We start from the raw sequence: 12321 nt of genomic DNA, 5'->3' as shown, positions 1-12321 counted from the left end.
CATTGCGTACGAGGCTGCGCACGATCGAGCCATAACGACCGGAGCAACGGTCGAGCCATTCCTTGGGAGGACGACCGATGAGACCAGCCGGCCGCATCATGACCGCCGCCGCAGCCGTCGCGCTCGCGATCAGCTTCGCCCCGGCGGCTCAGGCGCAGACGACCCTGAAGGCCTCGCACCAGTTTCCGGGCGGAAAGGGCGACATCCGCGACGAGATGGTCCAGATCATCGCCCGCGAGGTCGAGAAGGCGAATGTCGACCTGAAGATCCAGATCTTCCCGGGCGCTTCGCTCTACAAGCCGAACGACCAGTGGAACGCGCTCAGCCGCGGGCTGCTCGACATGTCGGCCTTTCCGCTCGATTACGCCTCGGGCCGCGTCCCGCAATTCTCGGCGACGCTCATGCCGGGCCTCGTGGGCAGTCTCGACCGCGCGAAGCGGCTCAACAGCTCGCCGTTCATGACCGACATCAAGAAGATCATCGAAGACAACGGCGTGGTCGTGATCGCCGACGCCTGGCTCTCCGGCGGCTTCGTCTCCAAGAAGACCTGCATCACCTCGCCCGACAGCATCAAGGGCCAGGTCGTGCGCGCGGCGGGCCCCGCCTTCGAGCAGATGCTCGCCGGCGCCGGCGCCTCGATCTCGTCGATGCCCTCCTCGGAAATCTACACCGGCATGCAGACCGGCGTGCTCGACGCGGCGAACACATCGTCGGCGAGCCTGGTGTCCTACCGTCTGTTCGAGCAGGGCAAATGCCTGACGGCCCCGGGCGCCAACGCGCTCTGGTTCATGTACGAGCCCGTGCTGATGTCGAAGCGCGTGTTCGACCGGCTGACGGAGGCCCAGCAGAAGGCGCTGACCGCCGCCGGCAAGAAATCGGAGGAGTTCTTCGACGCCGAGATCCGTAAGGGCGACCAGAAGATGGTCGACGCCTTCAAGAAGGCGAACGTCGAGGTCGTCGAGATGTCGAAGGCCGACTACGACGCCTGGCTCGAGGTCGCGAAGAAGACCGCCTACGAAAAGTTCGCGAAGGACGTCCCGGGCGGTAAGGACCTCATCGACAAGGCGCTTGCGGTCGAGTGACCCGAGGCCGCTGACGACGCGCCGGGCGGCTCCCGCCCGGCGCCCCCTCGTTCAGGGCGGGACGCCATCCATGATCGAACGCTTCATCTCCGCCGTGAGCGCGCTGTCGCGCGCCTTCGCGGTCATCGCGACCCTGCTCCTCATCGCGGCGATGCTCGTCGTCTGCCAAATGATCCTGATGCGCTACGTCTTTCGCGCCGCGACGATCTGGCAGACCGACTTCGTCATCTTCGCGGCCACCGCCGCGACGTTCCTCGGCGCGCCCTACGTGCTTCTGAAGAAGGGCCATGTCGGCGTCGACTTCATCGAGCTCCTGCTCAAGCCGGTGCCGCGCCGGGCGCTCAAGATCGTAGGCTCGATCCTCGGTCTCGTGTTCTGCCTCGTGATGCTGGTCGCGAGCTCGATCAATTTCGAGGAGGCCTGGGCGGGCGGCTGGAAGCACGCGAGCGTCTGGGCCCCGCCGCTCTGGGTGCCTATGGCATCGGTGCCGCTCGGCTTCGGCATGCTGTGCCTGCAATACCTCGCCGAAATCGCGAAGGTCGCGACCGCGCCGCTCGAGACGCGCGGCGGCGCGATCGACGAGATCGCGGCCGGCGGCGACGTCGTCACCGCCCACGCGCTGAAGGAGCACGCCCGATGAGCCCGACCATGGCCGGCGTCGCCTTGATCGCGGGACTGTTCGCGCTGCTCGCGACCGGCATGCCGATCGCCTTCGCGCTCGGCCTCGCGGCCGTCGCCGCTCTGTTGCTGCAGGACGGCTTCGGCATGTTCTTCGTGCTGTCCGAGACGATGTTCGGCGGCATCGCGAACCTCGCTTATGTGTCGATCCCGATGTTCGTCCTGATGGGGGCGGCCGTCGCCTCCTCGCCGGCCGGCGGCGATCTCTATTCCTCGCTCGACCGCTGGCTGAACCGGGTGCCCGGCGGACTGGTGCTGTCCAACATCGGCGCCTGCGCCGTCTTCGCCGGCATGACCGGGTCGTCGCCCGCGACCTGCGCGGCGATCGGCAAGATGGGCATCCCCGAGATGATGAAGCGGGGCTACCCCTCTTCCGTCGCGACCGGGTCGATCGCCGCCGGCGGCACGCTCGGGATCCTGATCCCGCCGTCGATCACGTTCATCGTCTATGGCATCTCGACCGAGACCTCGATCGGCCGCCTGTTCATGGCGGGCGTCTTCCCGGGCCTCATGCTGACCGCGATGTTCATGGCCTGGGCGCTGATCGACGCCAAGCGCAAGGGCTACGAATTCTCGTCCCGCGGCGTGCGCTACACGTTGAAGGAGAAGCTATCGGCCCTGCCGCGCATCGGGCCGTTCCTGCTGATCATCGCGGGCACGCTCTACGTGCTCTATGGCGGCATCGCCACGCCGTCGGAGGCCGCCGGCGCCGGCGCTCTGCTGACGCTGCTCGTCGTCGTCATCGCTTACCGGCTCTACAAGTTCGCGCCGATGGCCGGGATCTTCGGCTCGGCGATGCGCGAGAGCGTCATGATCATGATGATCATGGCGGCCGCCGAACTGTTCGCCTTCGCGCTGTCGTCGCTGTTCATCACCCAGACCATCGCCACGGCGATCGCCGCCCTGGAGGTCAACCGCTGGGTGCTGCTCGGCGTGATCAATCTCTTCCTGCTCGTCGCAGGCTGCTTCCTTCCGCCGGTGGCGATCATCGTGATGGCGGCGCCGCTGCTGTTTCCCATAGTGACGCAGGCGGGCTTCGACCCCTACTGGTTCGGCGTCATCCTCACCATCAATATGGAGATCGGACTCATTACGCCGCCGGTCGGCCTGAACCTGTTCGTGATCCGGGCGATCGCGCCGGAGGTGCCGACGAAGGAGATCCTCTGGGGCGCTTTGCCCTACGTGCTCGTGATGATGCTGGCGATCGTGATCCTCTGCATCTTTCCGGGGATCGCGACGTGGCTTCCGAACCATATGATGGGGGTCCCGACGTGAGCGAGACGAGTTTCTTCAGCGACATGCTGCAGTCGATCGCCGATCAAGGGCGGCGGCTGCTGGCGCTCGGTCCTCGCGAGGGCGCGGCGACGCTGCAGCTTCAGGATCGCGGCGGCGTCGAGAAATTGTGCGAGACGCTGTTGTCCAGCCGGGGCGAGGCGTCCGGCATCGCAATCGCGAAGGCGATCCTGGACCGGTGGGACGGCTTCGACGATCGAGATCGCGCCGCGTTCATGCGGATGCTGCTGGAGCGCTTCGGGCCGAACGCCGAGGCGCTCGACCGAGCGATCGACGCGCACCGTGCCGAGCCCTCCGAGCGCACGGCGCAGGCGTTGCATGCCGCGGCCGAGCCGCGTCGCCAAGAACTGATCCGGCGGCTCAATCTCGCGCCGGCCGGCATGTCGACGCTGATGCGCATGCGCGAGACGCTGCTGCGGCTGAAAGCCGACGACCCGGCGCTCGGCGCCGTCGACGACGATTTCGCGCATCTCTTCGGCTCCTGGTTCAACCGCGGCTTCCTGGTGCTGAAGCCGATCGACTGGACGTCGCCGGCGAACGTGCTGGAGAAGATCATCCGCTACGAGGCGGTGCACGAGATCCGGGATTGGGACGAGCTGCGTCGCCGGGTGGCGCCCGACGACCGGCGCTGCTTCGCCTTCTTCCATCCTCGGCTGATCGACGAGCCGCTGATCTTCGTCGAGGTCGCGCTCACCACCTCGATGCCGGCCGCGGTCGACGAGGTGCTCGACCCCGGCCGCGCGCCGATCCGCGCCGGGGCCGCGAGCGCGGCGATCTTCTATTCCATCTCGAACTGCCAGGAAGGCCTGCGCGGCGTCTCCTTCGGCAATTTCCTGATCAAGCAGGTGGTGGAGGATCTGCGTCGCGATCTGCCGGAGATCGCGACCTTCGTCACGCTTTCGCCCGTGCCGGGCTTCGCCGCCTGGCTCGGGCGCGAGATCGAGGACGACGATTCGGAGGCGATCGCAGCCGAGGACCGCGCCGTTCTTGCCGCCGTCGCCGACAAGAACTGGCCGGACGATTCCGCCGCCGTCGAACGCCTCCGCCCGGTGCTGACGCGCGCCTGCGCCTGGTATCTCCTGAACGCCCGCAACACGCGCGGAATGGCCGCCGACCCCGTGGCGCGCTTCCATCTCGGCAACGGCGCGCGGCTGGAGCGCGTCAATTTTCTCGCCGACCGGTCACCCCGGGGGCTCCGGCAGGCCCATGGCATGATGGTCAACTACCTCTACGAGCTCGGCGACATCGAGGCGAACCACGAAGCGTTCGTCGGCCGCGGCGAGGTCGTGGCGTCGAGCTCTGTGAAACGTCTGGTCAAACCCGGCAAGGCGGCCGTCGCGGCGCCGGGCGCGGGGAGGAAGTCCGGCAAGGGGGCCGACCGCAAGGAGCTCGCGCCGTGAGCAACCATCTGTTCGACGCCGTCTCGTCCGCCGCGCCCGACCTCGACGCGCCGTTCCTCGAGACGCTTGACGGCAGGCGCTGGAGCTACGGCGACCTGTTCGACGGTTCGGCGCGTCTGGCGGCGACCCTCGCCGCTCTCGGCGTGGTCCCGGGCGACCGCGTCGCGGTCCAGGTCGAGAAGAGCCCGGAAGCGCTGCTGCTCTACGTCGCCTGCCTGCGCGCCGGGGCGGTCTTCCTCCCGCTCAACGTCGCCTACACGCCGACCGAGCTCGACTATTTCGTCGGCGACGCCGAGCCGCGCCTCCTGGTCGCGTCGCCGGCCGCCGCGGCGGCGCTGAGGCCCGTCGCGCATCGTCACGGCGCGCGGCTGGAGACGCTCGACGCCAAGGGCGGAGGGTCGCTGATGGCCCTCGTCGCCGAGCACGGCGTCCCTTCGTTCGACAATATCGATCGCGGCCCGGACGATCTCGCGGCGATCCTCTACACTTCCGGGACCACCGGGCGCTCCAAGGGCGCCATGCTGACGCACGACAATCTGCTGTCGAACGCGCTCACGCTGAAGGACTTCTGGCGCTTCACGCCCGCGGACCGGCTGATCCATGCGCTGCCGATCTTCCACACCCACGGGCTGTTCGTCGCGACCAACACGATCCTGGCGTCAGGCGCCTCGATGCTGTTCCTGCCGCGCTTCGACGCCGGCGAGGTCCTGTCCCTGATGGACCGCGCGACCGCGATGATGGGGGTTCCGACCTTCTACGTCCGCCTCGCCCAGCATCCCGGCCTGACGCCGGAGGCGACGGCGGGCATGCGCCTGTTCGTCTCGGGCTCCGCGCCGCTGCTCGCCGAGACCCACCGCGCCTTCGAGGAGAAGTCCGGCCACAAGATCCTCGAGCGCTACGGGATGACCGAAACCAACATGATCACGTCGAACCCCTATGACGGCGACCGTGTGGCGGGCGCGGTCGGCCTGCCGCTGCCGGGGATCACGGTGCGCGTGACGGACCCGGAGACCAAGGCGATCGTGGGAGCCGGGGAGGTCGGCATGATCGAGGTCCGCGGCCCGAACGTGTTCAAGGGCTACTGGCGCATGCCGGAGAAGACCCAGGCGGAGTTCCGCGAGGACGGCTTCTTCGTCACCGGCGACCTCGGCAAGATCGACGCCCGCGGCTACGTCACCATCGTGGGCCGCGACAAGGACCTGGTGATCTCGGGCGGCTACAACGTCTATCCCAAGGAGGTCGAGGCCGAGATCGACGAACTCGAAGGCGTCGTAGAGAGCGCGGTGATCGGCGTCGCCCATGCCGATTTCGGGGAGGCCGTCACCGCGGTGGTGGTGAAGGCCGAAGGCGCCTCGGTGTCGGAACGCGGCGTGCTCGCGGCGCTCGACGGCAGGCTGGCCCGCTTCAAGCAGCCCAAGCGCGTGCTGTTCGTGGACGAACTGCCGCGCAACACGATGGGCAAGGTCCAGAAGGCGGCGCTGCGTCAGCGCTACGCCGATCTGTACCAGCCGGCGAAGGTCGGATAGGGGTCCGGCCGGTCCGGTCAGGGGCGAGACCTCCCCAAGCCCAGCGTCGCGAGGATCGCGCGCCCCCGCGAGAGCGCAGTCGGGGGCGGGAGGCTCCGGGCGTCGCGCGGCTTCCGTTCGCGCGGCGGTTGGCCGAGGCGGGCAAAGCCCTATGTCGCTCTTCGAGGCGTCGCCTCCGTTCCCAGGCGCTCTGCGCCCTCGCCTACCGCGACGCTCCGGTCCCATGCGCCTGAAGCCAGACACGCTCGCCCTCACCGCCGTGCTCGCTCTGCTGACCGCGGTGGGGCCGCTGGCGATCGACATGTATCTCCCCTCGCTGCCGCATCTGACGGCGGCGCTCGGCGCGAGCCCCGCGGAAGGGCAACTGACGCTCTCCGCCTTTCTCGTCGGCTTCGCGTCAGGCCAGGTGCTGTATGGCCCGCTGTCGGACGCGCGCGGGCGCAAGCCCGTGCTGATGGTCAGTCTCGCGCTGTTCACCTTCGGCAGCGCGCTCTGCGCGGTCGCGCCGACGATCGAGACGCTGATCGTCGCGCGCTTCGTGCAGGCGCTCGGCGGCGCAGGGCCGGTGGTGCTCGCCCGTTCGATCGTCCGCGATCTCTATTCCGGCCCGCGGGCCGCGCGCGAGCTCGCGCGCATGGCGACGATCCTCGGCCTGATCCCGGCGGTCGCGCCCCTGCTCGGCGGCGTGCTGGAGAACGCGTTCAACTGGCGTGCCACCTTCGTCCTGCTGACGGCGCTGCTTGGCGGCGAGATGCTCATCGTCGCGGCGTTCCTGCCGGAGACGATCCGCGTCCGCATGGCCGGCGCGGTCAGCCCCCGCTCGGTCGCCGCAAGCTACGGCGTGCTCCTTCGCCACCGTGGGTTCCTGACGTATCTCGCGCTCACGGCGATCGGTTTCGCTGGCCTGTTCGCCTACATCTCGACCTCGTCCTTCATCCTTCAGACCGTCTACGGCCTGTCGGAGATCGCCTATGGCGCAGCCTTCGCGATCGGGGTGATCGGCTTCATCGGCGGGACGCTCGCCGCGGGGCCGATGGTCAAGGCGCGCGGCCTCGACGGCGCGATCGGAGTCGGCGCGGCCGCGCTCGCCTTCGGCGGACTGTTGATGCTCGGCCTGGTGCTGCTCGGGCCGAAGTCCCCGGCCTCGGTCGTGGCGCCGATGATGATCTACATGTTCGGCGTCGGGCTGGTGATGCCGCAGGCGATGGCGTCCGCGCTGCAGCCGTTTCCCGAACGCGCCGGCGCGGCGTCCTCCCTGGTGGGCTTCACGCAGATGGCCTTCGGCGCCGTGGTGGGCATAGGGATCGGCCGGACGCTCGACGCCCCCCACGGCCTGCTGGCGCTGCCGATCGCCGTCGCGCTGTTCGGCGTCGCGACGCTCGCGATCTTCCTCGCGACGGGTCGCGCGCGGCGTGGCGGCGTCGCGTGAGCGGGGCTCAGCGCCCCGTGGCGAAGTAGCTCTGCAGGCGCGTCTTGATGCGCTCGGCGATCTGCAGCGCCGCGCGGTTCTCGGCGTCGCGTTCCGCCCGGATGTTCGCGTAGCGCTGCAGCCCGCCGAAATAGGTGGCGTTGGCGAAGGCGTTGCCGGTCACCACGGCGTCGAGCGTGCCGGCGCGGGTCAGCGTGTAGGTCGCGCTCAGCGAGATGGTGCGCGACTGGGGCACGCTGGTCAGAGGATCGACCACGGCGGACTGGCCGGATTCTATCAGCTTGACGTCGAGGCGGTAGGCGACCGGCCCCGGCCCGTCGCCACCCCGCAGCATGAAAATGAGCTCGTCGCGCAGCTTCGCCGGCACCCGTCCTTCCAGCGCCTTGACGTCCACGGTCTTCATGCGCGCCGCGACATTGCCGCCCTCGACCGTCTTCGACGGCGCGCCGCCTTGCGACAGGTCGCCATAAACGGGTCGGAGACAGCCGGTGAGCAGCAGCGCCAGGCCGCCGGCCACGGCGAAGCGGAGGAGGGTGCGGGGATCAGGCGACGACATTCACGATCCTCTGCGGCACGACGATGATCTTGCGGATGGGCTTGTCGCCAACGGCCTTGGCGACGGCTTCGAGCTCGCGCACGATCGTCTCGATCGTAGCGGCGGTCGCCTCGCGCGGCACGACGATCTCGTCCCGCTTCTTGCCGTTGACCTGGACAGGGTAGGTGACGACGTCGCTCGCGAGCAGCGAAAGGTCGGCGTCCGGCCAGCGCGTCTCGGCGACCATCGTCTCGTGCCCGAGCGCAGCCCAAGCCTCTTCCGCGAGATGCGGCGTGAAGGGCGCCACGATCTGGACGAGGATCTCGGCGGCTTCCCGGATCGCGAAGGCGAGGCCCTCGCCGGCGACGTCGTCGCTCTGAAGGGCCTGGCTCAGGGCGTTGCTGAGTTCGTTGATCGCCGCGATGCAGGTGTTGAAGTGAAACTTCTCGACGCCTTCGCCGACGCGGGCGAGCGCGGCGTGGGCCGAGCGGCGCAGGGCCGTCGCGGCTTCACTGATCTCTGTGGGCGCAGGAGCGCCTGGAGGCGAGCCCTTGGCGGCCGCCTCGTTCGCGAGCCTCCAGACGCGCTGAACGCGCCGGTTCGCGCCCTCGACGCCGGCCTCGGTCCAGATCACGTCGCGTTCGGGGGGCGAGTCCGACAGCATGAACCAGCGCGCGGTGTCGGCGCCGTAGGTCTCGATGATGTCGTTGGGGTCGACGACGTTCTTCTTCGACTTCGACATCTTCTCGATCGAGCCGATCTCGACGGCTGAGCCGTCCGAGATCCGGGTCGCGCTGCGCGAGCCTTCGGCGCCGGCGATCGCGACTTCGGCGGGCGCGACCCACTGTCCGTCGGAATCCCTGTAGGTCTCGTGGACCACCATCCCTTGCGTGAACAGGCCCGCGAACGGCTCCTTCACGCCGACATGGCCGGTCGCGTTCATCGCGCGCGTGAAGAAGCGGGCGTAGAGCAGATGCAGGATCGCGTGCTCGACGCCGCCGATATACTGGTCGACCGGCAGCCAGCGGTCGGCGACCGGCCTCACCGTCGGCGTCGTCGCGTCCGGCGCGGTGAAGCGAGCGAAGTACCAGGACGAGTCCACGAAGGTGTCCATCGTGTCGGTCTCGCGGACCGCCTTTCCGCCGCAGCTCGGGCAGGCGACGTTGCGCCAGCCCTCGTGCCGGTCGAGCGGGTTGCCCGGCCGGTCGAAGGCGACGTCTTCGGGCAGGCGGACCGGCAACTGATCGTCCGGAACGGGCACGACGCCGCAGGCCTCGCAATGGATCACCGGGATCGGGCAGCCCCAGTAGCGCTGACGGGAGATCCCCCAGTCGCGCAGGCGCCAATTGACCTTGCGGGCCCCGACAGGCCCGTCGTCGAGCGTCTCGGTCTCCAGCCGGCGCGCGACCTCCTCCTTCGCGGCGTCGACGGTCATCCCGTCGAGGAACCGCGAATTGACCATCGCGCCGTCGCCGTCATAGGCGGCCTCGGCGACCAGGCCCGCGGGATCGACGCCTTCCGGCGCGACCACCGCCGTGATCGGCAGGCCGTATTTCGACGCGAAGCCATAGTCCCGCTGGTCATGCGCCGGGCATCCGAAGATCGCGCCCGTGCCGTAGTCCATCAGCACGAAATTCGCGACGTAGACCGGCAGCTCCCACGCCGGATCGAACGGGTGCCGGACGCGCAGGCCCGTGTCGTAGCCCTTCTTCTCCGCGGTCTCGAGCGCCGCGACGCTGGTGCCGTGGCGGCGGCAGTCCTCGATGAAAGCGGCGAGCTTCGGGTCGCATTTCGCCGCCCCTGCCGACAGGGGATGATCGGCCGCGAGCGCGACGAAGCTCGCGCCGAACAGCGTGTCCGGCCGCGTGGTGTAGACCTCAACCTCGGTCGCGGCGTCGCCGGCGGCCTCATGCGCCGCGTCGGGCGCGAGCGCGAACCGGACCAGAAGGCCTTCCGACCGGCCGATCCAGTTCTTCTGCATGGTCCGGACCTTTTCCGGCCAGCGCGGCAGGTCGTCGAGCGCCGCCAGCAGGTCCTCGGAGAAGTCGGTGATCTTCAGGAACCACTGCGTCAGCTCGCGCTGCTCGACCTCGGCGCCCGAGCGCCAACCGCGCCCGTCGATCACCTGCTCATTGGCGAGCACGGTGTTGTCGACCGGGTCCCAGTTGACCTTGGACTTGCGGCGGTAGGCGAGGCCCGCCTTCAGGAAGTCGAGGAACAGCTTCTGCTGCTGGGCGTAATAGTCGGGATCGCAGGTCGCGATTTCGCGGCTCCAGTCGAGCGACAGGCCGATCGCCTTGAGCTGCTCGCGCATGGTCGCGATGTTGGCGTAGGTCCAGGCCTTGGGATGGACGTGTCTCTCCATCGCCGCGTTCTCGGCCGGCAGGCCGAAAGCGTCCCAGCCCATGGGATGCAGCACGGAGAAACCCTTGGCGCGCTTGTAGCGCGCGACCACGTCGCCCATCGCGTAGTTGCGGACGTGGCCCATATGGATGCGCCCCGACGGATAGGGAAACATCTCGAGCACGTAATAGCTGGGGCGGCCGTCGTCGGCCGCGGTCTCGAAGAGCTTGCGCTCCTCCCACGCCGCCTGCCAGCGCGGTTCAGCTTCGCGCGCGTTGTAGCGCTCCGTCGTCATGGGATGTACGCCAAGCATCTCGAAAATCAGGACGCTTCGGGCTAGATCGCGGGCGCCGCGAAGCGCGCGGACCTTGGCCCGAACGCCGCGGGCGGTCAACATGGGCCGAGAGCCGCGCCTTGAGATTGGCGGCGTTGCGGCTTATGGGCCACCGCTTGGCGTCAAGTTCAGGAGATCCCCGGGGTGAGCGAGACCGAAGACGCGCCGGCCCGGCTAGAGACCGTGCGGAAGGCGATCCGCCGGGCGGAACGGACGGCCGGCCGGCCTGAAGGCGCGACCACGCTGGTTGCGGTCTCCAAGACCTTCGGACCGGACGAGATCGAGCCCGTTCTCGTCGCTGGCCACCGAGTCTTTGGAGAGAACCGGGTGCAGGAGGCCGAGGCGAAGTGGCTGACGCTGCGAGAGCGCTACGCGGATGTCGAGCTCCATTTGATCGGCCCCCTGCAGTCGAACAAGGCCGCCGAGGCCGTCGCGCTGTTCGACGTCATCCATACCGTCGACCGGCCCAAGATCGCGAAAGCGATCGCGAAGGAGATGGCGGAGCAGGATCGGGCCGTGCGCCTTTTCGTTCAGGTCAATGTCGGCGAGGAGGCCCAGAAGGCGGGGGTCGCGCTCAGCGAGCTCGACGCTTTTCTCGCAGCCTGCCGCGACGACTACGGCCTGGCGATCGAGGGCCTGATGTGCATCCCGCCGGTCGACGAGCCGCCAGCGCCCTATTTCGCGCTGCTTCAGAAGCTCGCAAAGCGCCACGGCCTCGCCGGACTGTCGATGGGCATGAGCGCCGACTTCGCCGAGGCCATTCCGTTCGGGGCGACCCATGTCCGCGTGGGGAGCGCGATCTTCGGGACGCGGCCGCGGCCTTGAGCCCGTCGGCGCCCTCCAAAACGCGCATGCCCGGCTTTCGCCGGGCATGAACGGTGACGCGAACTAATCGAGAAACGCTGTCCGGCGCGGGAGAGGGGTCGCATGGGGTCGGAAACGCCCCCCTCCCGTCCGAACGGATGCCGGTACGCATGAACCAGATCCGGCTGACCGAGAGATCGCAAACGCCTTGCCAACCCTAACGCCGTCTCAATGACCCCACCTATGGGGTCCGGGCGCTACGGTTACTCAAGATATTGATCGCGAGCCGCGCGCGCCTCGCATTCGGCGTCGCATTTTGCGAGGCCTCTCGCAGGTTGCGAACGGCGCCGTCCCGCTTCGGGGCGTTAGCGCGTCGCCGCGCCGACCGATTGGGTGCGGGCCGCGATCCGGCGTTTCAGTTCGACGCGCTCGCGGGCGGGCACGCCGAGCAGCTCCGCGGCGCGCCACACGACGTTGTCCTCGAGTTCGTCCGCCGCGCCGTCGGCGAACACGATCTCCCACATCATCTCGATCACGCCAGCGCGCCCTTCCGCATCGAGAGAGCGCTTCAGCACCGAGGTGAAGCCGTAGAGATCGATCGCGTCCGCCTCCCGGCTCTGGGCGACGGCGATCAGCTCGGCGGTCGCGCTCTCGTCGAGGTCGAACCGCGCCTTCAGCACGTCGTGGAGGACGACCCGCTCAGGATCGTCCACGGCGCCGTCGACGCCGATGAGATGTATGAGCAGCGCGGCGGCGGCGACACGGTGATCGTCGACGGCGAATCCATGCTCGTCGGGCGCGCCGGAAAGATCAGTGATGAACCGGCGCAGAACGTCGAGCATAGCGCACCTTGGGGCTGGTCACGTCTTGAGGGCGCGCCGAAGCCGGTCCCCGAGG

The 12321-nt window shown here is 68.8% G+C and carries 10 protein-coding genes; 7 read left to right on the top strand and 3 right to left on the bottom strand.

The window, feature by feature from the left end:
* Positions 1 to 98 precede the first annotated feature (98 nt).
* The 6 genes from dctP (at position 99) to ACO2RJ_RS17815 (ending at position 7408) form a co-directional block, all read left to right on the top strand.
* Positions 99 to 1082: a TRAP transporter substrate-binding protein DctP gene (gene dctP / locus ACO2RJ_RS17840; protein WP_423269826.1), complete on the top strand. Its 984-nt coding sequence runs from the start codon at positions 99 to 101 to the stop codon at positions 1080 to 1082.
* 70 nt (positions 1083 to 1152) lie between these two features.
* Positions 1153 to 1722 (top strand): TRAP transporter small permease subunit, encoded by a 570-nt coding sequence (locus tag ACO2RJ_RS17835; RefSeq protein ID WP_423269481.1) that lies wholly within the window; start codon positions 1153 to 1155, stop codon positions 1720 to 1722.
* A complete protein-coding gene (locus ACO2RJ_RS17830) occupies positions 1719 to 3035 on the top strand; it encodes a TRAP transporter large permease (RefSeq protein WP_423269480.1) in 1317 nt (438 codons plus the stop codon). Before ACO2RJ_RS17835 ends, ACO2RJ_RS17830 begins: the two co-directional genes overlap by 4 nt.
* Positions 3032 to 4453 carry a malonyl-CoA decarboxylase gene (locus tag ACO2RJ_RS17825; protein ID WP_423269479.1) on the top strand — a complete coding sequence of 474 codons (1422 nt, stop codon included), beginning with the start codon at positions 3032 to 3034 and terminating at the stop codon, positions 4451 to 4453. Before ACO2RJ_RS17830 ends, ACO2RJ_RS17825 begins: the two co-directional genes overlap by 4 nt.
* Positions 4450 to 5979, top strand: coding sequence for a malonate--CoA ligase (locus tag ACO2RJ_RS17820; protein WP_423269478.1), 1530 nt, complete (start codon positions 4450 to 4452; stop codon positions 5977 to 5979). The genes ACO2RJ_RS17825 and ACO2RJ_RS17820 overlap by 4 nt, the downstream gene beginning before the upstream one ends.
* 223 nt (positions 5980 to 6202) lie before the next feature.
* Complete coding sequence (locus tag ACO2RJ_RS17815; protein ID WP_423269477.1) at positions 6203 to 7408, top strand: multidrug effflux MFS transporter; 1206 nt, start codon at positions 6203 to 6205, stop codon at positions 7406 to 7408.
* A 7-nt stretch (positions 7409 to 7415) separates the two neighbouring features.
* Here the strand turns inward: ACO2RJ_RS17815 and lptE are convergent, their stop codons facing one another.
* Positions 7416 to 7964: an LPS assembly lipoprotein LptE gene (gene lptE, locus ACO2RJ_RS17810; protein WP_423269476.1), complete on the bottom strand. Its 549-nt coding sequence runs from the start codon at positions 7962 to 7964 to the stop codon at positions 7416 to 7418.
* The gene (gene leuS, locus ACO2RJ_RS17805; RefSeq protein WP_423269475.1) at positions 7951 to 10581 is read right to left on the bottom strand and encodes a leucine--tRNA ligase; all 2631 of its coding nucleotides are present in this window, start codon (positions 10579 to 10581) and stop codon (positions 7951 to 7953) included. The genes lptE and leuS overlap by 14 nt, the downstream gene beginning before the upstream one ends.
* A 183-nt stretch (positions 10582 to 10764) precedes the next feature.
* Here leuS and ACO2RJ_RS17800 point away from each other — a divergent pair, with 183 nt between their 5' ends.
* Positions 10765 to 11445 carry a YggS family pyridoxal phosphate-dependent enzyme gene (locus ACO2RJ_RS17800; RefSeq protein WP_423269474.1) on the top strand — a complete coding sequence of 227 codons (681 nt, stop codon included), beginning with the start codon at positions 10765 to 10767 and terminating at the stop codon, positions 11443 to 11445.
* Between the two features lie 344 nt (positions 11446 to 11789).
* Here the strand turns inward: ACO2RJ_RS17800 and ACO2RJ_RS17795 are convergent, their stop codons facing one another.
* Positions 11790 to 12266: a TerB family tellurite resistance protein gene (locus tag ACO2RJ_RS17795; protein ID WP_423269473.1), complete on the bottom strand. Its 477-nt coding sequence runs from the start codon at positions 12264 to 12266 to the stop codon at positions 11790 to 11792.
* Positions 12267 to 12321 lie beyond the last annotated feature (55 nt).

Source organism: Hansschlegelia sp. KR7-227 (assembly GCF_049446035.1).
In the GTDB taxonomy this organism is placed as follows: domain Bacteria; phylum Pseudomonadota; class Alphaproteobacteria; order Rhizobiales; family Methylopilaceae; genus Methylopila.
Note: the sequence above shows the minus strand (reverse complement) of the source record. Positions and strands in the feature narration are given on the sequence as shown.

What these genes read in the sequence shown, in the direction of transcription:
- ACO2RJ_RS17815 (WP_423269477.1), top strand. Translation starts at nt 6,203, where the DNA reads ATGCGCCTGAAGCCAGACACGCTCGCCCTCACCGCCGTGCTCGCTCTG.
- dctP (WP_423269826.1), top strand. Translation starts at nt 99, where the DNA reads ATGACCGCCGCCGCAGCCGTCGCGCTCGCGATCAGCTTCGCCCCGGCG.
- ACO2RJ_RS17795 (WP_423269473.1), bottom strand. Translation starts at nt 12,266, where the DNA reads ATGCTCGACGTTCTGCGCCGGTTCATCACTGATCTTTCCGGCGCGCCC.
- ACO2RJ_RS17830 (WP_423269480.1), top strand. Translation starts at nt 1,719, where the DNA reads ATGAGCCCGACCATGGCCGGCGTCGCCTTGATCGCGGGACTGTTCGCG.
- ACO2RJ_RS17835 (WP_423269481.1), top strand. Translation starts at nt 1,153, where the DNA reads ATGATCGAACGCTTCATCTCCGCCGTGAGCGCGCTGTCGCGCGCCTTC.
- leuS (WP_423269475.1), bottom strand. Translation starts at nt 10,581, where the DNA reads ATGACGACGGAGCGCTACAACGCGCGCGAAGCTGAACCGCGCTGGCAG.
- lptE (WP_423269476.1), bottom strand. Translation starts at nt 7,964, where the DNA reads ATGTCGTCGCCTGATCCCCGCACCCTCCTCCGCTTCGCCGTGGCCGGC.